The organism is Marinomonas sp. G8-14 (assembly GCF_055808935.1).
Genome location: NZ_CM147891.1, coordinates 4158422 through 4183357 on the forward strand (window position 1 = coordinate 4158422; position 24936 = coordinate 4183357).

At 38.2% G+C, this 24936-nt stretch carries 24 protein-coding genes; 23 read left to right on the forward strand and 1 reads right to left on the reverse strand.

Going from position 1 to position 24936, the window contains the following annotated elements:
• The first annotated feature begins 28 nt into the window (after nucleotides 1–28).
• Nucleotides 29–2005, forward strand: coding sequence for a polysaccharide biosynthesis protein (locus AC0L6V_RS21305; RefSeq protein ID WP_265220351.1), 1977 nt, complete (start codon nucleotides 29–31; stop codon nucleotides 2003–2005).
• 1100 nt (nucleotides 2006–3105) lie between these two features.
• Here AC0L6V_RS21305 and AC0L6V_RS21310 read toward each other — a convergent pair.
• Entirely contained in the window at nucleotides 3106–4140 is a 1035-nt protein-coding gene (locus AC0L6V_RS21310) for a T6SS phospholipase effector Tle1-like catalytic domain-containing protein (protein WP_265220352.1), read from the reverse strand.
• 182 nt (nucleotides 4141–4322) lie between these two features.
• Between AC0L6V_RS21310 and AC0L6V_RS21315 the strand changes: the two genes are divergently transcribed.
• From AC0L6V_RS21315 to AC0L6V_RS21420, 22 genes are all read left to right on the forward strand, one after another.
• A complete protein-coding gene (locus AC0L6V_RS21315; RefSeq protein ID WP_265220353.1) occupies nucleotides 4323–4625 on the forward strand; it encodes a nucleotidyltransferase domain-containing protein in 303 nt (100 codons plus the stop codon).
• The gene (locus AC0L6V_RS21320) at nucleotides 4622–5083 is read left to right on the forward strand and encodes a hypothetical protein (RefSeq protein WP_409419048.1); all 462 of its coding nucleotides are present in this window, start codon (nucleotides 4622–4624) and stop codon (nucleotides 5081–5083) included. Before AC0L6V_RS21315 ends, AC0L6V_RS21320 begins: the two co-directional genes overlap by 4 nt.
• A gap of 230 nt (nucleotides 5084–5313) precedes the next feature.
• Nucleotides 5314–6333 carry a UDP-glucose 4-epimerase GalE gene (galE, locus tag AC0L6V_RS21325; protein WP_265220356.1) on the forward strand — a complete coding sequence of 340 codons (1020 nt, stop codon included), beginning with the start codon at nucleotides 5314–5316 and terminating at the stop codon, nucleotides 6331–6333.
• Between the two features lie 183 nt (nucleotides 6334–6516).
• On the forward strand, nucleotides 6517–7914 hold the full coding sequence (locus AC0L6V_RS21330) for a mannose-1-phosphate guanylyltransferase/mannose-6-phosphate isomerase (RefSeq protein ID WP_265220357.1): 1398 nt from the start codon (nucleotides 6517–6519) through the stop codon (nucleotides 7912–7914).
• Between the two features lie 15 nt (nucleotides 7915–7929).
• Nucleotides 7930–9417, forward strand: a complete 1488-nt coding sequence (locus AC0L6V_RS21335; protein ID WP_265220358.1) for a phosphomannomutase — start codon at nucleotides 7930–7932, stop codon at nucleotides 9415–9417.
• A 29-nt stretch (nucleotides 9418–9446) separates the two neighbouring features.
• The gene (locus AC0L6V_RS21340; RefSeq protein WP_265220359.1) at nucleotides 9447–10241 is read left to right on the forward strand and encodes an ABC transporter permease; all 795 of its coding nucleotides are present in this window, start codon (nucleotides 9447–9449) and stop codon (nucleotides 10239–10241) included.
• Nucleotides 10241–11464, forward strand: coding sequence for an ABC transporter ATP-binding protein (locus tag AC0L6V_RS21345; RefSeq protein WP_265220360.1), 1224 nt, complete (start codon nucleotides 10241–10243; stop codon nucleotides 11462–11464). Before AC0L6V_RS21340 ends, AC0L6V_RS21345 begins: the two co-directional genes overlap by 1 nt.
• A 14-nt stretch (nucleotides 11465–11478) precedes the next feature.
• A complete protein-coding gene (locus AC0L6V_RS21350) occupies nucleotides 11479–11718 on the forward strand; it encodes a hypothetical protein (RefSeq protein WP_265220361.1) in 240 nt (79 codons plus the stop codon).
• Nucleotides 11715–13064 carry a glycosyltransferase family 4 protein gene (locus AC0L6V_RS21355; protein WP_265220362.1) on the forward strand — a complete coding sequence of 450 codons (1350 nt, stop codon included), beginning with the start codon at nucleotides 11715–11717 and terminating at the stop codon, nucleotides 13062–13064. Before AC0L6V_RS21350 ends, AC0L6V_RS21355 begins: the two co-directional genes overlap by 4 nt.
• 42 nt (nucleotides 13065–13106) lie before the next feature.
• Nucleotides 13107–13310: a hypothetical protein gene (locus tag AC0L6V_RS21360; protein ID WP_265220363.1), complete on the forward strand. Its 204-nt coding sequence runs from the start codon at nucleotides 13107–13109 to the stop codon at nucleotides 13308–13310.
• Nucleotides 13310–13936, forward strand: a complete 627-nt coding sequence (locus AC0L6V_RS21365; protein ID WP_265220365.1) for a hypothetical protein — start codon at nucleotides 13310–13312, stop codon at nucleotides 13934–13936. The genes AC0L6V_RS21360 and AC0L6V_RS21365 overlap by 1 nt, the downstream gene beginning before the upstream one ends.
• 125 nt (nucleotides 13937–14061) lie before the next feature.
• Entirely contained in the window at nucleotides 14062–14934 is an 873-nt protein-coding gene (locus tag AC0L6V_RS21370) for a hypothetical protein (RefSeq protein WP_418138587.1), read from the forward strand.
• Between the two features lie 40 nt (nucleotides 14935–14974).
• The gene (locus AC0L6V_RS21375) at nucleotides 14975–15709 is read left to right on the forward strand and encodes a glycosyltransferase family 4 protein (RefSeq protein ID WP_418138588.1); all 735 of its coding nucleotides are present in this window, start codon (nucleotides 14975–14977) and stop codon (nucleotides 15707–15709) included.
• Between the two features lie 124 nt (nucleotides 15710–15833).
• Complete coding sequence (locus AC0L6V_RS21380; protein WP_265220368.1) at nucleotides 15834–17537, forward strand: glycosyltransferase family protein; 1704 nt, start codon at nucleotides 15834–15836, stop codon at nucleotides 17535–17537.
• A gap of 8 nt (nucleotides 17538–17545) precedes the next feature.
• The gene (locus AC0L6V_RS21385; protein ID WP_265220369.1) at nucleotides 17546–18484 is read left to right on the forward strand and encodes a glycosyltransferase family 2 protein; all 939 of its coding nucleotides are present in this window, start codon (nucleotides 17546–17548) and stop codon (nucleotides 18482–18484) included.
• Complete coding sequence (locus tag AC0L6V_RS21390) at nucleotides 18481–19569, forward strand: UDP-N-acetyl glucosamine 2-epimerase (RefSeq protein ID WP_265220370.1); 1089 nt, start codon at nucleotides 18481–18483, stop codon at nucleotides 19567–19569. The genes AC0L6V_RS21385 and AC0L6V_RS21390 overlap by 4 nt, the downstream gene beginning before the upstream one ends.
• 4 nt (nucleotides 19570–19573) lie before the next feature.
• Nucleotides 19574–20656 (forward strand): glycosyltransferase family 2 protein, encoded by a 1083-nt coding sequence (locus AC0L6V_RS21395; protein ID WP_409419053.1) that lies wholly within the window; start codon nucleotides 19574–19576, stop codon nucleotides 20654–20656.
• Complete coding sequence (locus AC0L6V_RS21400) at nucleotides 20649–21419, forward strand: hypothetical protein (RefSeq protein WP_265220372.1); 771 nt, start codon at nucleotides 20649–20651, stop codon at nucleotides 21417–21419. The genes AC0L6V_RS21395 and AC0L6V_RS21400 overlap by 8 nt, the downstream gene beginning before the upstream one ends.
• Nucleotides 21420–21600: 181 nt before the next feature.
• On the forward strand, nucleotides 21601–22845 hold the full coding sequence (locus tag AC0L6V_RS21405; protein ID WP_409419054.1) for an MATE family efflux transporter: 1245 nt from the start codon (nucleotides 21601–21603) through the stop codon (nucleotides 22843–22845).
• Nucleotides 22846–22886: 41 nt separating this feature from the next.
• A complete protein-coding gene (locus tag AC0L6V_RS21410; RefSeq protein WP_265220374.1) occupies nucleotides 22887–23666 on the forward strand; it encodes a GNAT family N-acetyltransferase in 780 nt (259 codons plus the stop codon).
• A 109-nt stretch (nucleotides 23667–23775) separates the two neighbouring features.
• On the forward strand, nucleotides 23776–24369 hold the full coding sequence (locus AC0L6V_RS21415) for an aminotransferase class I/II-fold pyridoxal phosphate-dependent enzyme (protein ID WP_418138589.1): 594 nt from the start codon (nucleotides 23776–23778) through the stop codon (nucleotides 24367–24369).
• Nucleotides 24347–24934 carry a DegT/DnrJ/EryC1/StrS family aminotransferase gene (locus tag AC0L6V_RS21420; RefSeq protein ID WP_418138590.1) on the forward strand — a complete coding sequence of 196 codons (588 nt, stop codon included), beginning with the start codon at nucleotides 24347–24349 and terminating at the stop codon, nucleotides 24932–24934. The genes AC0L6V_RS21415 and AC0L6V_RS21420 overlap by 23 nt, the downstream gene beginning before the upstream one ends.
• Nucleotides 24935–24936 lie beyond the last annotated feature (2 nt).

Sequence of the window (24936 nt, forward strand, 5' to 3'; positions counted from 1 at the left end):
TTGCGTTTGTGTATACAGGGTGTATTAGATGATAAAAAAGTTGGATTTTCTTTGGTCTTTGCCGCGGTTTTATAAGCGTTTGATTAGTTTGGCTGTCGACGCCCTGTTTGTGTGTTTGGCTTTTACGTTTGCTTATTGGGCGCGTTTAGGTGAGTTTACCAGTTTTTCCAATCATGCTGTTTGGTATGTGTTGGTTGGTACGGTGGCCGTTACCTTGTTGGTGAATATTAAGCTAGGTTTGTACCGTGCTATTTTGCGTTATTTAACTTTTCATGCGTTTACCGCGATTTTGTGCGGTGCGGCGGCGTCTGCGTTAAGCATTACGACGTTTGCTTACTTTTTTGAAGCGTCTATTCCTCGTACGGTTCCTATTATTTATTTCCCTTTTTTGGTGATGTTGTGTGGTGGGGCGCGTTTGTTGATTCGTGGTTTGATCACGCAATCGCCACGTAAAGGTTATGAATCTGTTTTGGTGTTTGGTGCGGGTTCTACGGGGCGGCAGTTAACCTTGGCATTGCGCCAGGCGTCTTGTTATCGGGTGAAGGGTTTTATTGATCATGATGCGTCGTTGGCGAATACTATTATTCAGGGGATTCCTGTTTATGATGTGGCTAAGTTAGAGGAGTTGATTGAGAAGTATCAAATCGAAAAAGTATTGTTAGCGATTCCGAAAGCCAGCCGTTCTGACCGTAAGAAGGTGATTGATCAGTTGCTGCCTTATGCGGTGGAAGTGTTAACCGTGCCGGATTTTGACGATATTGTCACGGGTAAAGCCAAGGTGAGTGAGCTGCAGGATGTGGCGGTAGATGATTTGTTAGGTCGTGATGTGGTGGCGCCTGTGGCGTCGCTAATGCAGTCGAATATTGCTGGCAAGGTGGTGATGGTAACGGGCGCAGGTGGTTCGATTGGTTCTGAACTGTGCCGACAAATATTGGCTCAGCAGCCATCGAAATTGGTGTTATTCGATGTGTCTGAGTTTGCGGTGTACAACATAGATCAAGAGTTGAATGAGCTGTTAGAGACCTTGCCTTTTAACGTTACCATTGTGCCTTTGATCGGATCTGTACAGCGCATTAATCGTTTGGCATCGACGATGAAGGCGTTTGGGGTGCATACGGTTTATCATGCGGCGGCTTATAAACATGTGCCACTGGTGGAATACAATGTTGTCGAAGGGGTGCGTAATAACGCCTTTGGTACCTACTATTGCGCTAAAGCAGCGATTGAAAGCGGTGTTGAGTCTTTTGTGTTGATTTCCACCGATAAAGCTGTACGTCCAACCAATGTCATGGGAGCGACCAAACGCATGGCTGAATTGGGCTTACAGGCGCTGGCGGAAGAAGAAGCCAAAAAAGAAGCGAGGCAGGAAACGTATACTCGTTTTTGTATGGTGCGTTTTGGTAACGTGCTCGGTTCGTCTGGTTCTGTGATTCCAGTATTTAAAAAACAAATACAGGAAAATCAGCCGATTACCGTGACTCATCCGGATATTATTCGTTATTTCATGACGATTCCTGAAGCGGCTCAATTGGTTATTCAGGCTGGCGCCATGGGCAAAGGTGGCGATGTATTTGTATTGGATATGGGTGAACCCGTAAAGATAGTGGATTTGGCGACAAACCTGATTCGCTTGTCTGGATTGGAAGTGAAATCGCCTGAAAATCCGAATGGGGATATTGAAATTCAGTTCACGGGTTTGCGCCCTGGTGAAAAGTTGTTTGAAGAGTTATTGATTGGCGACAATGTCCAAAAAACCCAGCACAAACGCATTATGACCGCTCATGAACGCTTTTTGTCTTTGCCAGATTTTGTGCAAACCATGGAGAAGCTGGATAAAGCTTGTCATGATTTTGATCATGAAAAAGTGCGTGAGATCTTGATCAGTGCGCCAACCGATTTTCAGCCAACGGATGGTATCGGCGATTTGGTGTGGAATGCAAAACAGGCACAAGATCAGAAGATCGAAGAATCTAACGTCGTGCCCTTGAAGAAACAGGTATTGTAGATTGATGGTCAAGAGCAAACCCCATCCTAACCTTCCCCTTGGAAAAAATAAGGGGAAGGGACTTTTCAGGTCTGCTCCTCCCCCTTGTGTTTTTAAGGGGGAGGTCGGGAGGGGGTTGCAAGTTCAGAACCCCTCCCTAGCCCTCCCCTTGGAAGAGATAAGGGGAGGGAACAAGAGACAACCCCAATCATAGCCTTCCCCTTGGAAGAAATAAGGGGAAGGGACTTTTCAGGTCTGCTCCTCCCCCTTGTGTTTTTAAGGGGGAGGTCGGGATGGGGTTGCAAGTTCAGAACCCCTCCCTAGCCCTCCCCTTGGAAGTGATAAGGGGAGGGAACAAGAGACAACCCCAATCCTAGCCTTCCCCTTGGAAGAGATAAGGGGAGGGAACAATAGACAACCCCTCCCTAGCCCTCCCCTTGGAAGAGATAAGGGGAGGGAACAAGTGACAACCCCAATCCTAGCCTTCCCTTGGAAGAAATAAGGGGAAGGGACTTTTCAGGTCTGCTCCTCCCCCTTGTGTTTTTAAGGGGGAGGTCGGGAGGGGGTTGCAAGTTCAGAACCCCTCCCTAGCCCTCCCCTTGGAAGAGATAAGGGGAGGGAACAAGAGACAACCCCAATCCTAGCCTTCCCCTTGGAAGAGATAAGGGGAGGGAACAAGTGACAACCCCAATCCTAGCCTTCCCTTGGAAGAAATAAGGGGAAGGGACTTTTCAGGTCTGCTCCTCCCCCTTGTGTTTTTAAGGGGGAGGTCGGGAGGGGGTTGCAAGTTCAGAACCCCTCCCTAGCCCTCCCCTTGGAAGAGATAAGGGGAGGGAACAAGAGACAACCCCAATCCTAGCCTTCCCTTGGAAGAGATAAGGGGAGGGAACAAGTGACAACCCCAATCCTAGCCTTCCCTTGGAAGAAATAAGGGGAAGGGACTTTTCAGGTCTGCTCCTCCCCCTTGTGTTTTTAAGGGGGAGGTCGGGAGGGGGTTGCAAGTTCAGAACCCCTCCCTAGCCCTCCCCTTGGAAGAGATAAGGGGAGGGAACAAGAGACAACCCCATCCTAGCCTTCCCCTTGGAAGTGATAAGGGGAAGGAACAATAGACAAACACCATCCTAGCCTTGGAGGAGATAAGGGGAAGGGCGTGTTGGTTGCCAGAGTATGGCGGGTGTTGGGCAGTGGGCGATGGGGAAGTAGCCGAGGTTGCTGTGGATGCGTTGGGTGACGCTGTGGTGCCAGTGTGGGGATAGTTCGGGGTTGGGGCGGTCGTTTTCTAAGACGCAGCAGTGCCGTGGGGCGAGGGTGAGGTCGCGCCAGACGTTTAGGTTGCGTTGTTGGTAGTGTATTTTGCCTAGGTGTTTGGGTTCTATGGTGAGCAGTGGTTGCCAGTGGGGCGGCTGACTTTTTGCTAGGCGTGTTGTTTGATAAGCATTTTGTTTGGTTTGTTGTTCTATCCAGTCTATTAGGAGACGTAATGCTATGTCTCCTATGCCATCTTTGCGGTAGCCACCGCCAATGTCTGAATGTGCTCCTGCTAGCCAGATTTCGAGTGCTCTTCCATCGTGGTTGATCAATGTGGGACGAAAAGCGAGTCGTTGTTCGTCTAAAGCAGCCAGGTGTAAGGCGCGGTGAACGCCTTCTGGCAGTGTGTGTCCATGTTCAAATACCACGTCGCTTTGCGGGCGTTGGCGGGTGTCTAAGTTTGGCCAGCCTATGGAAGCGACGGTGTCGATGACGGCTTCTATGATGATAGGGCGATCAATAAGTGGGGTGATGAGCGCGGCAAAGCGTCTTGCTAAGGCTGCGCCTCGGCTAAAGCCTATTAAGACAATGTGGCGTGTAGAGCGGCTATAATGGTTTTTGAAGTCGTTTAAGGCGCGGTTTAAGATGTTGGCTACGTGGCCGGATTCAATGGCAAACGCGGCGTTGATTTTTTGTTCCAGCCAGTGGCCGTAGGTGCCGATGCCGGCGTAGTAAAAGCTGCGATGGGGGAGGTGTGTGGGCGTTGTGTCTATGTGGTTTTTTACGCGACCACCCAGTAATAGATGAGATTTTAATACGTTGGTGATGCTGGATACGCTGTGTTCTGGTGCGTAGGCGTCATTTGGGCTATTGTCTGTGCCATCGAAATGAAAAAATAACGTCGACATTGTGTGTCCTCCTTGTTGTCTTGACCCCATCTTCCTGATGGTTGGGGGTAGCATAACATGGTTTTTTATTGGTGTGGTATTTGAGGGTTTGGTTTGGTGTGATTAGCTTTTTCGGCCTAAAGGCCGACCTACAGGTGATTTGGTGATTTGGTGTGGTTTTTTGTTAGTTTAAGGAGTCCGATATGCGTTTGACTAAATACCAGCAAGAGACAATTAAGCATGTGTTATTGAAGCATTTCGGCGAAGGATCTGATTTGCTAGTTTTTGGTTCTAGGGCCGATGATAATGCCCGTGGCGGGGATATTGATTTGTATATTGAGCCTGATTTGCATGAGGCCGATGATATTGTTGAGGCTAAATTGAATGCTTTGGTTGAACTTCATTTGCTGCTTGGTGAGCAGAAAATTGATTTGGTAATCAACCGTAAGTCTGGAAACTTTTTGCCTATCTATAAAATCGCAAAAGAGAGCGGTATTCGCTTATGAATAAGGAGGTATTTCAGGGGATCGTTAATATTTGCCAAACGCATGCAGAACGTTTGAATTGGTCTATGCAGCACTTGGCAGATAAACACCCCTACACTGCGGCCAGTTTGTCTGAACTTACAGAAATGGAACTTGCGGTATTTGATCAGTTTATTGTCCGGTTTTCAAAATTGCAGGATGTGATGGGGGCAAAGTTATTGCCTGCAGTAATCGAGCTAACGCATGAAGAAGGTGAGCTTACTACCTTTATTGATAAGTTAAATCGACTTGAAAAGATAGGAGCCCTGGATTCTGTTGAACAGTGGCTGAAGTTACGGGAAATGCGTAACCAATTTGCCCATGATTACCCTGATGATCCTGAAATACAATCGGCGTTATTGAATAAAGCGTTCGGTATGGCTGGTCTGTTGTTGCAATGTCTAGATCACGTGGTTCGTTTTGCGGCTAAGTATCAATGAGTAAGTTTTGTTATGCTTGCTGGTTTTAATCGTCACGGTTTTTTGTAGGTAAGCGCCTCATGCGTCAGATAACGCCTCGTGCCTCGTCTCATCTGACCTACGGGATGTTGTGTGGAGTATTTTTTGTAGGTCGTGCTTTAGCGCGTCAAGGGTTTTGGTTGGTGTGATTCGGTTTTTGTCGGCCTAAAGGCCGACAGGTGATGTGGTTTTTTGTTTATAGGGAGTGTTGGATGTTTGTTTTGGTGACGGGTGGAACAGGTTTTATTGGAAGCCATACCTGTGTTGAGTTGTTAAATCAAGGTTATGATGTTGTCGTGGTTGATAACTTGTGTAATTCGAATGTTGAAGTTTTGCACCGTATAGAGCGTATTACGGGAAAACAAGTAACTTTTTATCAATTAGATTTATTGGACAAACCAGCCTTAAATCGGGTTTTTGAAGCTCATGCTATTCAGGCTGTGATTCATTTTGCGGGTTTGAAGGCAGTAGGTGAATCGACGAAGATTCCTTTGGCTTATTATCACAATAACTTAACTGGTACGCTAAATTTGCTCGATGTGATGGCAGAACATGGCGTGTTTGATTTGGTATTTAGTTCTTCTGCGACGGTATATGGAGAAAACAACCCAATTCCTTATGTTGAGCATTTCCCTCTTAGTTCGACTAGTCCCTATGGTCGAACAAAGGTGATGATAGAGCAGTTCTTGCAAGACGCTTATGCTTCGGATAAGCGCTGGAATGTGTCTTTGTTACGTTACTTTAACCCAGTTGGTGCGCATCCGAGTGGCTTGATGGGTGAAGATCCTCGCGGTGTCCCCAATAATCTTATGCCTTTTATCACTCAAGTTGCCGTGGGGAAGCGTGCGCAATTGAGTGTGTTTGGTGGTGATTATGCAACACATGATGGTACGGGCGTGCGTGATTACATCCATGTAGTGGATTTGGCTTTGGGTCATATTAAGGCTTTGGAGAAATTGGCGAGCCAAGCCGTAAAAAGTATTGATGCCTATAATCTTGGTGCAGGCATTGGTTTTAGTGTTTTAGATGTTGTTAAGGCCTTTGAAAAAGCCTCTGGGCAGGCTATTCCTTATGAGATTATGCCAAGACGTGCTGGTGATATTGCTGAATTCTATGCGAACGCGGAAAAAGCCCGCAACATCTTGGGCTGGGAAGTGAGCTTGTCTTTAGAGGATATGTGTCGGGATTCATGGTGCTGGCAGTCGAGTAATCCGAATGGATTTGATGCGTAGGAATAGGACGTAAGGGTTAGAATCCTTTTCGTGGCTTTTGACGGCCTAAAGGCCGACCTACAGGTGATTTTGCCTGGTTTGGCGTTTGTCGCGTTTGTCCTTTATTTCTGCATTTTTATATTCCTTCCTTTAGAAGTTTGTTAGAATCTTCGCAATTATTTTGTCATATGCGAAGGACCTGTCTTGAAAATTATTCCTGTTATCTTATCTGGTGGTGTCGGAAGCCGCTTGTGGCCACTTTCTCGTGAGCACTTTCCTAAGCAATGCCTTCCTTTAACCGACAAAGAATACAGTCTTTTACAGCAAACGATACTGAGAACACAGTCTCTTGAGGTGGGTGATCCTATTATCGTGTGCAATGAAGACCATCGCTTTTTGATCGCACAGCAGTTGCAGTCAATTGGTGTGAAAAACGCCCGTATCGTGCTGGTTCTCGAAGGCCGTAATACCGCACCTGCGATTGCTTTGGCGGCTTTTGAGGCGATGCTCGATCCTTCAGATGACGCTATTATGTTGGTGTTGCCTGCGGATCATGTGATTCGTGATATTGCGGCGTTTGAAGCCACGATTAAACAAGCGGTTGAACTGGCGAAAGACGATGCATTAGTGACCTTTGGTGTGCAGCCGACTCGCCCGGAAACCGGTTATGGTTATATTCGCTCTGGTGAGCACTTCGCGGTGGTGGAGTTTGTTGAAAAGCCCAACCTTGAAAAAGCGCAGGCGTATTTAGATTCGGGTGAGTACCTGTGGAACAGTGGGATGTTTTTGTTCCGCGCCAAAGCGTTTTTGGACGAATTGGCGGTTCATCGTGGGGATATTTACCAAGCGGTTAGTCATGCCTATCAGCAGCGTACGGAAGATTTGGATTTTGTGCGTATCGATGCCACCTTGTTCGCGCAATGTCCTGAAGAGTCGATTGATTTTGCGGTGATGGAGCCGACCAAAAAAGCAAAAGTCGTGCCTTATGCGGGGGATTGGAGCGATATTGGGGCTTGGGATGCCTTGTATGATTACGCGGATAAAGACGCAGACAATAACGTGCTGCTTGGCGATGTGATGGTTGAAGGGTCAACGAATTGTTTGATTCGTTCTGAATCGCGTTTGATTGCCGCTGTGGGGGTGCAAGATTTAGTCATTGTCGAGACGGCGGATGCGGTGTTGGTGATGGACAAAAACAATGCCCAAGATGTGAAGAAGGTTGTGAAACGTATTCAAGCAGAAGGCCGTGAAGAACATATGTTTCACACCACTGTTCATCGCCCTTGGGGAAGTTATCAAACTGTCGATCTTGGAAACCGCCATCAAGTGAAACGTATTATGGTGAAGCCCGGCGAGAAATTAAGCGTGCAAATGCATCATCATCGTGCCGAGCATTGGGTGGTGGTGTCTGGTACGGCGAAGGTTCAAAATGGTGATCGTGAAATCCTGTTGACCGAAAACGAATCCACCTATATTCCGGTGGGTGTGGTTCATGCTTTGGAAAACCCTGGCAAGATTCCATTAGAGCTGGTGGAAGTGCAGTCGGGCAGTTATTTAGGCGAAGACGATATTGTACGTTTCAGTGATCGTTATGGTCGTTAAGCAAGGATTGATAAAATGAGTTCTAATGCTGTGCAGGTCAAACAACTTAGCAATGAATTGGGTGTGGCCTTTGGCACGAGTGGCGTGCGTGGTTTGGTAAAAGACTTAACTCCTGAGCTTTGCTTTGCGTTTGTGCGCTCTTTTCTGCAAGAGGTCTGCCCTTCTGCATCTCGTGTGGTAGTGGGTGTGGATTTACGCCCGAGCAGTCCTGATATCGCTAAAGCGGTGGTGCTGGCCGCAGAATATTTTGGCGCTAACGTCGTATTTTGTGGGGCCTTACCCACGCCAGCTTTGGCGCTTTATGCTATGCAAAATGCCATGCCTGCAGTGATGATAACGGGCAGCCACATTCCGTTTGATCGTAATGGCATTAAGTTCTATCGCCCCGACGGGGAAATCAGTAAAGCCGACGAAGCCGCGATTATGGACGGTATCGTGGTGGTACCTGAAACGCTCTCTGAGCAAGTCGCTCAGTTGGCTTTGCCGAATGTTGATGACGTTGCAATAACACTTTTTAAACAGCGTTACACCTCGCTTTTTCCTTCGATTATGTTGCAAGGCAAACGTGTCGGTGTCTATGAACATTCGAGCGTCGCCCGTGACGTAATCAAAGAATTGTTACGTCATTTTGGTGCTGAGGTGGTGTCGTTAGAGCGGACCGAGACGTTTGTGCCGATCGATACGGAAGCCGTATCGCAAGAGGATGTTCAAAAAGGCTTGAACTGGTCTAAAGAATATCAGTTGGATGCCATTATCTCCACAGACGGTGATGGCGATCGTCCGCTGATTGCTAATGAAAGCGGTGAATGGTTACGCGGTGATATTCTTGGTGTTTTGTGTGCAGACTACCTGGCCGCAACGCATGTTGCCGCGCCAGTCAATGTGAATACAGTGCTTGAACTGAGAGGGGCGTTGCAAACCCCGATCAGGAAAACGCTACGCACTCAAATTGGCTCCCCTTATGTGATTGCCGGTATGGATACATTATTACAGGCGTCACCTGATGCCAGAGTCGTTGGTTATGAAGCCAATGGCGGTTTTTTGGTGGGGGCGGATTTTGTGGTGAATGGGCAAACATTACATGCATTGCCAACGCGCGATTCCGTATTACCGGCTTTAATTGTATTAGCCATGTCGTTTGAACAAGCGCGTCCTATTAGTCAATTGACGGCCGAGTTTCCCGCGCGCTTCACCGCGAGTGATCGTATTAAAGGTATTCCAACGGAAACCAGTCGACAGCTGATTGCAGATATTAAGGCAAACCAGTCAAAGCGGAGCGAATTATTCTCCGCGCTAGCGCAAGATGGTGATGTACCTGATGTCGTTTCAATCGATGAAACGGATGGACTACGCATGACGCTCAATAATGGCGACATTGTTCATTTAAGACCGTCTGGCAATGCACCAGAGTTAAGGTGTTATGTGGAGAGTGATCAAGGACACAAGGCTGATATTATGGTTCAAATCGTGTTGCACTATATACAATCAGCCCTATCTGCTTAATGCATTGACTTTAATAAATTGAGAAATAAATGAAAGAAAGTATAAACACCATATTTCAATACCGAGGATTTATTTGGGCGAGTGTTCGGCGAGACTTTCAAACGCGTTATCAATCAAGCCTGTTAGGCATTGCTTGGTTAGTTATCCAGCCTTTAGCTATGATACTGGTTTACACGCTTATTTTTTCAAAGGTAATGCAAGCTAAGATACCAGGGAATGACAGCGGTTTCGCATACAGTATTTATTTATGTTCAGGGCTTCTTGCTTGGGGGCTGTTTGCTGAGCAACTTAATAGGACGAAAAATACCTTTATTGAAAACGCAAATTTAATGAAAAAGGTGACTTTTCCAAAATTTTGCCTTCCTCTCATCGTTGCCATATCTGCAGTGATGAACTTTTTTATTATTTACAGCCTCTTTGTTGTTTTTTTAATCTTAAGCGGTCACTTTCCAGGTATCAATTTCTTGGCTGTATTTCCGGTTCTATTAATTCAGTTATTGTTTACTTTAGGATTGGGCGTTGCTCTTGGTGTGTTAAACGTTTTCTTTAGAGATGTGGGGCAACTCGTTGATGTGGCTTTGCAATTTCTTTTTTGGGGGACGCCAATAGTATACACCCTTGCAATCATACCTGAATGGGCACATTTCTATATTTATCTTAATCCCATGGTCCACTTTATCGAAGTGTATCAAAATATCATGTTGACCCAGACTCTACCTACTCTGAAAGACATTGTTCAGTTATGTGCATTGGCTTCTGCGTCACTTCTAATTGGTCTGTATTTGTTTAAAAAGCATTCAGGCGATATGGTGGATGAACTCTAATGGGTAGAATCATTGTTAAAAATGTGGGTAAAGCTTACAAGCAATATCCAAGAAAGTTGTCTAAAGTGGTTGAGTGGATCTTCCCATTTTTAGGAAAAAGACACACGTTGAAATGGGTGTTAAAAGACATTAATTTCGATATAAAACCTGGCGAAGCCGTCGGTATCGTAGGCGTCAATGGTGCCGGTAAAAGCACTCTACTTAAGATGATTACAGGTACTACTCAACCTACGACTGGCTCAATTGAAATGCAAGGTCGAGTCGCTGCATTATTAGAGTTAGGGATGGGGTTTCATCCTGAATTTACGGGTCGTGAAAACGCTTATATGTCCGGTCAACTAATGGGCATTAGTAAGCAAGAAATGGATAAGCTGTTTCCCAGCATTGAAGAGTTCGCTGAAATAGGTGACTACATAGACATGCCAGTACGTGTGTACTCGAGTGGTATGCAAGTGAGACTGGCGTTTTCAGTTGCGACGGCAATACGCCCAGATATTCTTATTGTTGATGAGGCTTTATCTGTAGGTGATGTGTATTTTCAACATAAAAGCTTAGAAAGAATAAAGCAATACTGTAAAGAAGGCACAACGTTATTATTTGTGTCTCATGATACCGGTGCAGTGAGATCTATATGTGGTACGGCAATTTTATTAGAGCTTGGTACTATTGCTAAAGTTGGTTTATCAGAAGCTGTTATGGATCTATATAACGCTAAGCTTTCGAGTAGTGGTAGTTCAAATGTTAAACAGAATCTTTTAAGTAACGGTAAGACTAAAACAATATCCGGCACAGATGAGGCTAGCGTATTTAATATTGATCTTATTGATAATAACGGAAGCTCCAGAAATAATTTTAATGTTGGCGAGCTGATAAAAATTAAAATAAGTGTTGCTGTTAAAAAAGAAATTGAAAAATTAGTTTTAGGGTTCTCTTTCAAAGATAGGCTAGGCCAAACCGTTTATGGTACAAACACCTATTTATTAAATCAAATCCTATATTGTGTAAAGCCTGGATCGACATATGATTTTGAGTTTTCTATTAAACTTGATATTGGTGTCGGTGAGTATTCACTACAAACCTCTCTTGGAGGGGGTGAAAATCATTTAAGTGAAAATTATGAATGGGTAGATGTAGCTCATACTTTTCAAATTATTCCAGAAAAAAATAAATCATTCGTTGGATTTAGTAAATTATATCCAGAGCTTAAAGTTATAAATAAATGAATTTGGGGTTTATTTTGAAAAGAAAAGCTAAATATTTTATGGTCTTAGTTGACTATTTTTTAAGAAATCCAATGATAAGAAAAAATGCAATAAAGTTTTTAGGTAAGGATAGTGGATCTAAAGTCTACATATGGTATAAAAAATTAAATAACCAAAGTGAAGTAAGCGAGGAGATAACTTACTTATCTCCTAGTAGTTATAATGTGTACAAAAAGATAATAGAAATTATAGATCAAGGCCAGCTAAAAAAATGAAGATACTTATAGATATTCAAAGTATGCAAACTTCTAGTCGTACTAGAGGGATTGGCCACTATACCTTATCACTCATAAAAGAAATGATTTTAAGGGATGATATCGAAGTTGTATTTTTATTAAATGATTACTGTAAAGAATCGGCTGAAGTGGTCTTTAAAGAATTAGATGGCTACTATGCAATTGATAAAATTAAAATTTTCAAAGCACCGCATAATGTTTCTTGTTTACTTGGTGTTGATAGATTAAGAAAGGCTGCTTCAATCCTTCGTGACTATTATATAAATGCACTAAATCCTGATTTTGTTTTGATCACCTCATTATTTGAAGGTGCAACGGAGGATTTTGTCTGTGATATAAAGGATAATCGAAATTATAAAGTTGGCGTTATCGGTTATGATCTAATACCTCTCTATAATCCTGATCTACACCTACCAACAGAAAACATGAAGGAATGGTATTACGAAAAGTTAGCAGAGGCTAAAAAAGCTGATGTTATATTCTCAATATCTGAAAGCTCTAAAAATGAGTTTCTTGAACTAGGTGGTATATCGGAAAAAAATATTGTTAATATATCTTCTGCTGGCGATTCTGGTTATAAAGCACTAGAGGTTCATGAAAGAATTGATTTGAGCAGTCGTTTTTTAATACATAACGAATTCATATTATATTCTGGTGCTTGTGATGAAAGGAAAAACTTAAAAGGTTTGTTATCTGCATATTCTAATCTGGATCAAGACATAAAAAATAGGCTTGATGTTGTGTTAGTAGGGAAATATTCTGAAAATGATATTAAAAATTTAAGGAAATTTGTTGCAAGTAAAGGAATCAAACCAGAAAAAATTATATTTACAGGTTTTATTTCTAATAAAGAATTACAAAATTTGTACACACAATGCTTTGTTTTTATTTTTCCTTCCTTTCATGAAGGGTTTGGTCTGCCTGTACTTGAAGCAATGATGTGTGATGCCGTTACCATATGTTCAAATGTGTCAAGCCTACCAGAAGTTATTGGACTTGAAGAAGCTACATTTTCACCTGATAACATTAGTAGTATCACTGAGAAATTAAAAGAAGCAATAGTAGACGAAAGCTTTAGAAATCGATTAAAGGATAATGCAAGAAAAAGAGCAAAGATTTTTTCTTGGGTTAAGACAACAGATTTATTATTAAATAAAGCAAAAGATCTTTGCGAAAAAAATATAAAAGCCAAAGGAAGTAATGTATATAGTCAAGATGAATTAATCCGATCTATTTTTGTTGAATCTGGATATGAGTATTTAGATAAAGAAATAAGAATAATTGCAAATTGCATCGCTGATAATGAAATTTCACTGGCACTTTGAAATATATATCCTAATAGACTATAAAATTTTAGAGAATATTTTATGATAAAGAAATTATTAAAATTTATATATGTTGAATTTTTTGTTTGCCTCAAGGTTGATTTTTTGGCGAAAGCATTTTTTTTAAGGTTTCCTTTGTTGAAAGAGCGGATTAGAAGATTTATTTATAAAACAGAGGTTAGAGAGCCTGAAAAAATACCTCTGAGTCAAGTTGCTGAAAAAATATTTTTAGAGATATATAAGTAATGTTTAAGGTTCTGTTCGATCTACAGGCACTGCAAGATAAATTATTTCCTAAAGAATATTACATATCACATATATTATTTCTCCAGATGCTTCATCATGCAGATAATAAGAGTGTTGATGTGCATGTTTTAATAAATGAACAAATGTTATCTGATTCACTGGAGTTGAGGGCATATTTAGAAACATTTCTACCTTTAGATAACATACATTGTTGTTACTCAAATATTCATTTGCCAATAGAAAATGGTGTGGGATATCTTGATAATGCATCTGAGTTAGTGAGAGATGAATTTGTTAGAAAGACTTCTCCAGATGTGTTTATAATTTTTGGTTATTTTGATCATCTTAATGGTCACTGTTTAACTACAGTGCCTGAAATAGAAGGTTTAGTTGGAGTTATCTATAACAGTTCCCTCTCACAATTTAATAATGGGGCTAACTTATATCATAATTATTGGTATAAGAAAAAGAACAAACGACTATCGAAAGCCGACTTTTTTCTTGCTGACTATAATGTAAAGGAGGTATCTAGAAAAGGTAATTCCTCTGAGCAGAACTGTGAGAGTTTTAATATACCAAAGTTTAAAACTCTATGTGATAAGAGAAGAAAAGAAATTTTTTTCTAAATGTATATATAGAGTTTTCTAATAAAGAAGAACTAAAAAATTTCTTTTATGCTTTTGAGAAAGTGCAGTGTGCTAACAAATTTAAAATTAAATTGTTTGCAATAATCGATCTGCCTGATGACGAAATGAATTCACATGATGGTAATTTTTTCTGTGAATTATTAATAGTAAATTCGAGGGATTTCAAGAAAGAAAATACCAAAGAATTTCCTTATTTATCTATATGCCCAGCAAAATTAAAGGAATGTTCCGAAAATAAGGTGGGGATTAAACCGGAAAAAACGAAACTCTTTAACGAATTGAAAGAGTTTACTGTTGAATTTAATGTAAATAACGATGCCGGCGATAGATATAATACAGTTATTGATTTAGATTGTTGGATGTCCTTAAACCTTAGTCTTTACAATATATTCGAAAGAGTTGATTTTTATCTAGGTAATAGTTTGTCTAGCAATGGATTAGATATTGAATATAATTTAGATAAATCTGTAAAGGTTTTTAATAGAGCTATCAAAGACCTTAAATTTAATAAAAAAACAAGTGGTGGTCGTAAGATATACGACCAGAAAATATTTTTATCTGAATTTAAAAAGACTACATCGGCCTTTACTGATAATGATCTCATCAGGTCTGCGCAGAGTATTGAACAACTTTTTTTTACTAGAAATAGTTATATTTATATAGATGTTACTGAAATATCAACTGCTGATGCAAAAACAGGTATACAACGAGTTGTTAAATCGATTATTGAAAATATTCCTTCGGAGTTTTCAGAGCGAATATATTTGGTTAAGTACAATTCTGGTGGTTGGTATGACTATGCCCATGATTTTCATCAAGAAAAACTTGGTAAAAGTGCTAGAGAAGGTATTGCTGTGCCTTCTCATGGCGATCATTTTTTAGCTCTTGATTTGTTCTTAGGTCATCTTGATCAGCGGCAGAAATTATATGAGGTTTGGCGAGTACCGCGGGGTTACGCTTTCATTTGTTGTATATGATATATTGCCAGTGCAATGTCCGCATTTTTTTAATGAAAATTTGAGTATTGCATTTGCTGAGTGGTTGGAAGTAGTTGCCTATTCGGCTGATAAAATTATTTGTATATCGGAAGCTGTCAAGCATGAAGTTCAATCATATCTTAATTGTGCAAATATAAAGAAACCTCGTTATTTTACGCAAAAGATAGATTTTTTTCATCTTGGAGCAGATTTTATGAATATCTGTGACTCTGTTAGTAGTAACTACGAAAATACTTTTTTGATGGTTGGTACTATTGAACCAAGGAAAGGGCATGATCAGATATTAAGAGCTTTTGAATATTTTCTAAAAGAGTACCCTCAATATAAATTATTAATAGTAGGAAAAGCTGGATGGGGTAATGATAATTTAATTGAAAAGTTAAATTATTTAAATGTTAACTCTTTAAATATTCAATGGAAGGAAAATGTTGATGATAGAGAATTAGATTTGTTATATAACTCTTGCTCAGCATTGATAGCGGCTTCTTTTGGCGAAGGTTTTGGTCTTCCACTAATTGAGGCTGCACAGTACTCTCTGCCTATAATTGCAAGAGATATTCCAGTTTTCAGAGAAGTTGCTGGAGATAGTGCTTATTACTTCAGTGGAGATTCTGACATTAATATCGCTGAAACACTATCTGATTGGGTAGAGCTAAATAAACAAAAGTTACATCCTAATTCTTCAACGATGCATTGGCTCAGCTGGAAACAAAGTTCAACTGTTTTTTTTAATAAGGCAATAGGAGTAAACTAAATGAATGGATTAGTCTTCAGGAGAACACTATGCATTTTAATTTTTTAGATTTAATAAAGAGAAGAAGCTTTTTTTAATAGTGTTCCCATTCTTATGTCTATTTAGTGTTTTTAAATATAGTAAGGTGCTGTTTTCTCATGATTTAGTTTTAGCTAACTCTGGAGATGGTCTTGGTACTATTGCTGGTATTTATGCTTTGCAAGATTTAGTAAGCAATGGTGGTTGGAGCTATTTATTTTCAGATATGATTTTGTATCAAAATAATGGACAAGCGCTTGCAAATCCTGGTCCATCAAGTCAATTTTGGAAAATAATAAGCTATTCAGTAGGAAGTTTTTTTACAGCTGAAACTTCTTATGATGTTATTGCTATGCTTGGCTTTTTGTCTACCTTACTTGTCGGGTATGGACTTTTTCGCTATATAGGTCTTAACAAATTTATTGCTCTGCTGTTGTGTATTTCGTTTGCCTCAATGGATAATACAATTATTAGAGCACAAGCACATTTATTCGGGCTAGGTGTTTCCTTTGCTCCACTTTTAGTCGTTTGGTCTACTCTCTATGTAGCAAGAAACCTACATACCAAATCTTTTGTTTTGTTATCATTGGCTCATGCGTTCAATATTAATGTGAACGAATACTATGGATATTTTGGTGTTATTTTTACCATCGGCTTTTTTATAGTTTTTATATTAACAAATTATAAAAAAATCGAATTTTTAAATTTTCTAAAATCTATTATTATTGCAGCACTGTTTTTTATCGTTGCGATGTTGGTTTTATATCCTAATATCTTGACAAAACCAATTATAAACTTTCTCTTCATCAAGTCTAATGGTCATATTTTAAATACACATGTACATGATTGGAATAGTTTTACGATTTATACGTTAAAAACAATTTTTCCAGTTTTTGAATCTAATATAGTGTTTTTTGATAAACTCTTGAATAGAGATGTTTTTCATACAGACATATGGGAAATGTCATATAGGCTGGGTATTGTAATACCTATGCTTGTATTAGTGTTTTTATATACAATATTTGTTAAAGATTTTAGTTTGTTTTTACAAACAGTAAAAAAACTTTGTCCTTGGTTTTTTGCCTCATTGCTAATGTTTTTATTCACATTATCACCAGAGAACCCATTCTCTTTAGTTTTCGTTACCTATGAAATAGCGCCGATGTTCAGAGTAGGGCTAAGATCTTTGCTATATTTTAATATTGGCATGTTTATTATATTAGCCATATTACTGTTGGAGATTCCTAAACTATTTAGTAAGGATCAAGGATATAAAGGGAAATTTTTATTTTCTTCAATGATAGTCCTTATTGTATTGTTGGTTCACAATGATGTCGCTCGATTTGACATGTTTAATAGGTTTTCTGGCTTAAAGTTAGATAAAAAAGAGGCATACGCTTCATTAGCAACTGAGCCAAATGGTATACTATTGGAAATCCCTTTTTACTCACCAATAACAGCACCTCCTGAGAGTAATTATGCGTATTTAGCTAATAGAATTTATCACAATAAACCTATTGCTAACCAAATTTATTATGGATCCAATAATACTATATATAGAGATAGGCTTGATATCCTTTCTAAAGAAATCAATAATTTGAGTATAGAAGTATTAGATAGTTTAATAGATAACGGTATTTCGTACATTGCGGTATCGCAAAAAAATACTGATGCTATGGAAGTTTTACTTGCTTCAGAGAAAGTTAAGTTGCTTTCAAAAGATGATTTTGTTTTGATTTTCAAAGTGGAGTATCCTCATATTTTTGATGGTATTAATGTTACTGAATTTTTACATAGAATAATGAAATAGGCTCAATTATGAAAAAGAAGATCACTATTGTTGTACCTGCCTATAATGAATCAGAGAATATTTTGCCACTTCTGGATGAGATTAATGCAGTTGTAATTAATGAAAATAAGTATGACTGGATTGTACAGTTTGTTGATGATTGTAGTACGGATAATACTTGGGAGGTTATATCCTCACTTGAAAAGTATGATGGCATCTCAATAAAGGCAATAAGGTTTTCTTCAAACTTTGGAAAAGAGCCTGCTTTAGTTGCTGGATTGACCTCAAGTGTTGATTCAGATGCTATTATATTTATGGATGCAGATCTTCAACACCCTCCAAAATTAATTCCACAATTTCTAAGGAAATGGGAAGCCGGATATAAAAATATATCAGGTATTAGGAGCAGCGCAGATGATTACACTTGGTTTAAGAGAGTATCATCAAACTTATTTTATTCTGTTATGAATTTTTTTGGTGACATAGAGCTTCCAAGAGGATTAACTGATTTTAAATTAATTGATAAAAATATCGCAAAAGAGTTTTTAAAGTTTAAAGAAAAGACTGTCATGTTTAGAGGATTGATAGAGTGGTTAGGTTTTAAAAAATGTTATATTGAATTTGTTGCTCCTGCGAGGCTGAATGGCGAAGCAGCTTATTCTTTTCGTAAGCTATCAACGCTAGCATTAAACAGCTTTACTTCATTTTCACTGCTACCTCTCAAAATTGCAGGTACCTTGGGTGCTTTAATTCTAATCGGATGTTCATTACTTGTAGCTTATATGTTGATAACCGAAGCCATCGGAACTCAAGTATTTACACCTTTAGCCTACTTTGTAGTGTTTAACACATTTCTAACAGGAACCGTGCTGTCATCTATCGGTTTTATTGCAGTATACATCGGTCGGATTCACGTGCAGGTTGTAGATAGACCTCTTTATGTAATTTCAGATGAGGTTGAAAAATGATTTATTTTTTTGTCGGTACCACTGCTGAGTTAATAAAACTGTTTCCTATAATGGTTGAGATGAAAAACCGTAATCTAGACTACGAGATTATATCGAGCGGTCAAAATGACATTAGAAATTCGAGTATTTTACAAAAATTTGAATTGAAAGGGCCTAGTTTAGTTTTATCTGATACGTCCCATAAGCAGACCTCCCTTGGGTTAATTACATGGTTCATTAAGACTCTTTTAAAAGGTCGTAAAAGTATAAAAAATAAATATGGTAAATTAAAAGGCAAGGTTCTTATTGTACATGGTGATACCGTATCAACTCTATTAGGGGCAATGTTAGGTAAACTCATGGGGATGACTGTATGTCATGTGGAAGCTGGTCTACGTTCATTTAATTACTTAAATCCTTTTCCTGAAGAGCTTGATAGGGTATTAACATCGAGACTAGCTAGAGTTCATTTTTCACCAAATGAATGGGCTTCTAGTAATATAAAAAATAAAAGAAATAATAATATTATTATTAGTTCTGGTGAAAATACATTGCTAGATAGTTTGAGGCTTTCGAAATCTGTTGAAGTAGGAAATGATTATACTCCTAAAGGGAAGCCTTATTTTGTATTTGTTATACACCGGCAAGAAAACTTATTCGACACTGAATTTGTTAAGTTTATGGTTTCACGTTGTATTCAGGAGTCTGAAAAGACGCATTGTGTTTTGGTATTGCATGAACTAACACGATCCAAACTTGATGAATTAGGGCTGCTCGAAGAGCTTCGGAGGAATATAAATTTCACTCTGATTCCACGCCTAGAATATATTGATTTTATGCGGGTACTTACCTCTTGTGAATATCTGGTAACTGATGGTGGAAGTAATCAGGAGGAAGCGTATTACATGGGAAAACCATGTTTGATATTGCGTACTCATACTGAAAGAACGGAAGGACTTGGGACTAATGTCGTTCTTTCTAAAAAGTCGCATAGATTGATTGATGAATTTTTAATGGATCCATACAAATATAAATATGACTCAAAGTTAAATTTTAGCCATCCTTCTAAAATTATAGTAGACAGCCTTATTGAGATTGAAGGATAGCCTTATGATTACAATGGAGTTGCCAAAAGTTACTGTTATTATAGCGACCTATAATTCTATGCATGTCTTGCCGCGTGTTCTGAATGCTATAGATAATCAAAGTTATCCCAAAGAAAAGATTACTGTTATGCTCGTTGATGGTGGCTCAACTGATGAAACTATTGATTATGGCTATGAAAGAGGGTGTTCGATCATTTCTAATCCTAGAACAGAGCCTGTATATGCGAAGTTTCTTGGTTTTGTAGAGTCGAAAACAGATCTGATTGTTTATTTGGATCATGATGAGGTCTATACCTCACCTTATTGCCTAGTCGATCAAGTAGAATGTATGCTTGTTAACAATGTCCAGACGGTGATTTCTGCTGGATATGTTAATCCTGAAGGTGAGCATCTTATTAACGATTATATTAACGAATATGGAGATCCATTTAGTCTATTCGTTTATCGTGTTTCTAAATCTCCTGATATTTTTGTAGCTGATCTAAGTAAGCATTATGTCATTTCAAATGAAAATGCTCGAAGTTGTGTTGTTGATTTCGGACATGACAAAGCTCTTCCACTCATAGAGTTACTTGCGATGGGTACTCTAATAAATAAAAAATATTTCCTGGATAACTTTAGTGATGTAGTTAAAAAACCGGAAAATTTACCTCATTTATTTTATGTTTTACTCAGTAAAGATACGCGAATTGGAGTATGTAAAACACATAGCTTGGCGCACTACTCTTCTGAATCAATAAGTAAATACTTAAATAAAATCAGTTGGCGAATTAGAAATAACATTTACCACGTTAAAGGTGTTGGTGCATCTGGTTTTCTAATGCGTGAGAGCCTTATGGCTAAAAGAAATGGAAAGGTTGGAAAATATAAAAAGTTTTTATTCATACCTTATTCTCTTTTAATTTTTCCTGCGCTACTGGATACAGTATATCTTTTAATTAAAAGAAAAAAAGTTGTTTTCTTTTTTCATTTGCCGCTTTGTGTATTTACCGCTTCTTCAATTATTTTTCATACAATATTAAAGTCGTTAGGAATGAAGCCAACACTAAAAAGCTATGATGGAACCAAGGATATTAAAGATGATTGAAGTTGTTTCGTTAGTTAATTTTGATAACAAAAAACGTGTTCAATATTTAGAGAAATCATTTGCTAGTTTTCATAAATTTAACCCTATAGATGTTAGGCACATAGTATTTGATTCATCTAAAGATATAACAGAGCAAAAAGTGTTTTATGATAAGCATAATATTGAGTTATATCATCTTCCAAATTGCTCATATATCGACAGATTAAAGCATATAAATGATGTTGTAAAAAATGATTATTTCATTTTTCTTCCTGATGATTTTGTGTGGATTTTTGATTATCCAATTGAAAAGGCAATCGAAGCTGCCAGACATTCAAATGTTATGCAAATAAAGCTTTCTTGTAGAGGGATGCAATGGTTTTCTGAAAAGAATCCGGAGCCAATGTCTTGGTATGATGATAATAAACTTATTTCTGGAGAGCTGTTGGTAAAAGAGGGAAAATGTTATGTGTCCAAAAGATGGTGGTATAGAAATTTCCATGAACAGTTTTCATTAGCTGCAACCATTACCAACGGTAAATTCCTTAATGAGACAATTAGAGCAATCCCAAGTGGTATAAATTCTCCTGGTGCAGTAGAGAAAAAAGCTTATATTAAGCTATTATTTAAACCTTATTACACTGGATATTATGACATGCTTATACCTGCATTTCATTTTTGTGATTCTGATGTAGAAGGTAAAGCTAAAGAATATACAACTAAAGATATGTTGATCGAGAATAATTACGAAATTTATAATTCACTTTTTAATGATCGAGGCTGATGTTTTATATGATAATTAAAAAATTGTCCCATTTTACTGTTGTTTAGCATGTTTGTGTCTATTTTTTAATTTTGTTTTTTGTATAACTCTAAATTAGTTAAATTTTATATTAGTTATTATGTTTTTCATTCAAATGCTTGTCTTTTAATAATAAATTTTCTTGTATTTTAAGGAGTGCTATGTGCGTTCGATTTTAAAGACAGGTATATCTTTAATATTGCTTTCAAATATTTCCAATATATTGAATTATATTCAAATGATCTTTATATCTAGATCGTTAACTAAACAAGATCTGTCTATTTTTGCATCGGTAACAGCGACTGGTAATACCCTGTCCTCTTTTCTTTTTGTCATTCCTTCTATATATGTAATAGCTTTCAACGCTAAAGAACTTAGTGACGGAAGAGAAAAGGCTATGGTGATATCTCAACTTAATACATTGGTTTTAAGTGTGTCTTTGTTTTTCTTTTTTTTATTAAGTTTCTTTTCCATCCCAATAAGTAGGTTTCTTAATATAGAATCAGCTCTTCCTATGTTTGTTTATTCTTTCTGTCTGTTGAATACGTTGCTCTTACAAATTTTTGTTGGACATTGCCAAGGGTTGCAAAAGTTTAATCTTGTTCAGGTTCAGGTTCTCTTTTTAGTTGTAATAAAAGTTATTATGACTTACATTTTTTTTGAGGTATTTGGATATGATGTGTATTCAGTGCTTTACGCTGAACTAATTGCTACCGTTCTTTCAACTTTATTTTTATACATGAGATTAAAACCGATAATTTTTGCTTTTGATAAGAGTTTCTCATTGATTAGAGGGTTTGTTTTAAAATCTACTCCTGTTGCTATTAATTTTTTCATAGTTGGATCATTGCTTTCTTCGGATTTAATTTTGGCTAAATATCTGTTTTCTCCATCTTTAGTTGCAGATTATTCTGTTTCTTCAAATCTAGGAAAGATTGCTTTTTTTGTTTCTGGTGGCGTTAGTGGCGTGGTTTTTGCTATGATTAAGGGTGAGGTTTCGCAGTGGGGAAGTTCTTTGAAAATTCTAATACTAGCTTCTTTGGCCTCATTTCTTTGTGGTAGCGTTGTTATTCTATGTTCAGTCATTTTCCCTAGTGAAATTATAGGTCTACTTTTTGGTGAGAAATTTCTATCTAGTGCAGAGTCTTTTCAAATACTCTCATTCTCTATGACTATCTTGAGTGTAAATGTAGTTATTTTTGGTTATCTAATGGCTGTAAATGAATATACATACATTAAATATACATTGGTGATACTTCTATTGTACTTTGTTTTTGCTATGTCCGGCATGATAGATAGTCCAATTAATTTATCGCTTTTAGTTGCATTAATGATGCTTTTTTTGCTTTTTAGTAATATTTTTTGCCTTTTTAAGGTTTTTAAAGGAAAGAGTAAAAAGAGCATTTAATTTATGTGCGCAATCTAATAATAGAGAAAAGTTTAAATATTATGTTTGATCAGGAAAAATATTTTTTGGAGTATAAAGGTAATAAAGCTACGTTGCGTGATATTCCTTGGGATATGAAGCTTTTTGGCTTTAATGTATATGATCTATCTCTTGATGAGACTCTTAGAGATGCGTCAATTCATGAATTCTTGTCTACTATTGATGATAAGGCTCGCTCTTTGAAAGTTGATTTAATGACTACTCGTATAACACAGTCTAATTTACATGTTATTAATGCTTTAGAGAATGACGGTTTTCGTTACATAGAAGCAAGTTATCGTCCTTTTTTGAACTGTTCAGATATGTTTTTTTCACCAAATGATTTTTTTTCGATTAGTCTGTGTACGGATAGTGAGGTTATGTCGATTAGCGAACAGATTGGTGATATGTTTAAATTTGGACGTTATCATCAGGATGAACGCATTCCCAATAAGCTTGCCGATATTCGATATAAGAATTGGTTAGTTAATTCTATTAGTGTTGATACTCAGTTGGTCTATAAATGTACGGATTCTCTTGATGCAACAGTAGCATTTTTTGTTGTAGATAAGGTATCTGATAGTGAAGCTTTTTTGTCTTTGGTAGGAATGATGGAAGCGTTTCGTGGTAAGGGGCTAGCTAGTAGTGTGTGGAAGACCATGCTTTGTTATATAAAAGATCGGGGTTATAGTAAGGTTTCAACAAGTATTTCCTCTCATAATATTGCAATCTTTAATCTTTATGTGGGTTTAGGTTTTTCATTTCCAGAGCCTGAGTTATCATTTCATAAATGGTATAAGTAGGTACTACGCTGTTCTTTGCGTGTGTCATTTATCTAAAACTTGCTTTCTGAAAGATCTGTAATTGTGTAGTGTATGATACTAATTGATAAGCAAAAATATGGGGAAAATTGTGAACAAAATTCCATTTAATAAAAGTCCAGTGGTTGGAATTGAGATAGACTACATACGCGAAGCTATTGACTCTAAGTATTTGGCTGGTGACGGCGTCTTTTCCAGGAAGTGTGAGGCCACTTTGGAAAATATGACGGGGACTAAAAAAGCCTTACTGATGCCATCTTGTACCGCTGGTCTAGAAATTTGTGCAATGCTAGTTAACATACAACCAGGTGATGAAGTTATTCTACCCAGCTTCACTTTCGTTTCTACTGCGAATGCTTTTGTGCTACGAGGTGCAAAAGTTATATTTGTGGATGTAGAAGCTGATACGATGAACATTTCACCTTCTGCAATTAAAGCGGCCATCACGCCTAGAACCAAAGCAATTGTCGTTGTTCATTATGCAGGGGTCAGTTGTAAAATGGATGAAATAATGGGCATCGCGGCTACTCACAATTTATTTGTCATCGAAGACGCAGCTCAGGCAATTGGTAATAGCTATAAAGGCAAAGCGCTTGGTACGATTGGGCACTTGGGCGTTTTTAGTTTTCATGAGACGAAGAATATTACCAGTGGTGGTGAGGGTGGAGGCTCTTTTAATAAATGATGAGACATTTATCGAAAGGGCTGAAATTATTAGAGAAAAAGGAACTAACAGAAAGCTTTTTTTAAGAGGAAATGTCGATAAATATACCTGGGTCGATGTTGGTTCGAGTTTCTTGCCATCTGAACTTCAAGCTGCTTACCTGCTTGCCCAATTAGAAAATAAAGATAAAATTCTTCAGCGTCGTCTAGAGCTATGGAAAACATATTTTGAAAAACTATCTATTTTGGAAAAAAGTTCTTTAGTGACTTTGCCAATTGTACCTAGCTATTCTAGTAATAATGCACATATTTTCTATCTAAAGTGTAAGGATATTGAAGAGCGTACAGCATTAATTTCGTATCTTTTTGAACGTGGTGTTATGGCAGTATTTCATTATATCCCCTTGCATACATCAAAATGTGGTCTTGAACTAGGTGAATTTATAGGGGAGGATATTAACACAAGTATCGAAAGCCAACGATTAGTCAGGCTACCTCTTTTTTATGAGCTTACTAATGAAGAGGTTTCTTATGTGTGTGAGAATATCATTAAATTTTATGATGAAATTAAAAACGGAAGAATATAAAT

What these genes read in the sequence shown, in the direction of transcription:
- AC0L6V_RS21305 (WP_265220351.1), top strand. Translation starts at nt 29, where the DNA reads ATGATAAAAAAGTTGGATTTTCTTTGGTCTTTGCCGCGGTTTTATAAG.
- AC0L6V_RS21310 (WP_265220352.1), bottom strand. Translation starts at nt 4,140, where the DNA reads ATGTCGACGTTATTTTTTCATTTCGATGGCACAGACAATAGCCCAAAT.
- AC0L6V_RS21315 (WP_265220353.1), top strand. Translation starts at nt 4,323, where the DNA reads ATGCGTTTGACTAAATACCAGCAAGAGACAATTAAGCATGTGTTATTG.
- AC0L6V_RS21320 (WP_409419048.1), top strand. Translation starts at nt 4,622, where the DNA reads ATGAATAAGGAGGTATTTCAGGGGATCGTTAATATTTGCCAAACGCAT.
- galE (WP_265220356.1), top strand. Translation starts at nt 5,314, where the DNA reads ATGTTTGTTTTGGTGACGGGTGGAACAGGTTTTATTGGAAGCCATACC.
- AC0L6V_RS21335 (WP_265220358.1), top strand. Translation starts at nt 7,930, where the DNA reads ATGAGTTCTAATGCTGTGCAGGTCAAACAACTTAGCAATGAATTGGGT.
- AC0L6V_RS21340 (WP_265220359.1), top strand. Translation starts at nt 9,447, where the DNA reads ATGAAAGAAAGTATAAACACCATATTTCAATACCGAGGATTTATTTGG.
- AC0L6V_RS21345 (WP_265220360.1), top strand. Translation starts at nt 10,241, where the DNA reads ATGGGTAGAATCATTGTTAAAAATGTGGGTAAAGCTTACAAGCAATAT.
- AC0L6V_RS21355 (WP_265220362.1), top strand. Translation starts at nt 11,715, where the DNA reads ATGAAGATACTTATAGATATTCAAAGTATGCAAACTTCTAGTCGTACT.
- AC0L6V_RS21360 (WP_265220363.1), top strand. Translation starts at nt 13,107, where the DNA reads ATGATAAAGAAATTATTAAAATTTATATATGTTGAATTTTTTGTTTGC.
- AC0L6V_RS21365 (WP_265220365.1), top strand. Translation starts at nt 13,310, where the DNA reads ATGTTTAAGGTTCTGTTCGATCTACAGGCACTGCAAGATAAATTATTT.
- AC0L6V_RS21370 (WP_418138587.1), top strand. Translation starts at nt 14,062, where the DNA reads ATGAATTCACATGATGGTAATTTTTTCTGTGAATTATTAATAGTAAAT.
- AC0L6V_RS21385 (WP_265220369.1), top strand. Translation starts at nt 17,546, where the DNA reads ATGAAAAAGAAGATCACTATTGTTGTACCTGCCTATAATGAATCAGAG.
- AC0L6V_RS21390 (WP_265220370.1), top strand. Translation starts at nt 18,481, where the DNA reads ATGATTTATTTTTTTGTCGGTACCACTGCTGAGTTAATAAAACTGTTT.
- AC0L6V_RS21395 (WP_409419053.1), top strand. Translation starts at nt 19,574, where the DNA reads ATGATTACAATGGAGTTGCCAAAAGTTACTGTTATTATAGCGACCTAT.
- AC0L6V_RS21400 (WP_265220372.1), top strand. Translation starts at nt 20,649, where the DNA reads ATGATTGAAGTTGTTTCGTTAGTTAATTTTGATAACAAAAAACGTGTT.
- AC0L6V_RS21410 (WP_265220374.1), top strand. Translation starts at nt 22,887, where the DNA reads ATGTTTGATCAGGAAAAATATTTTTTGGAGTATAAAGGTAATAAAGCT.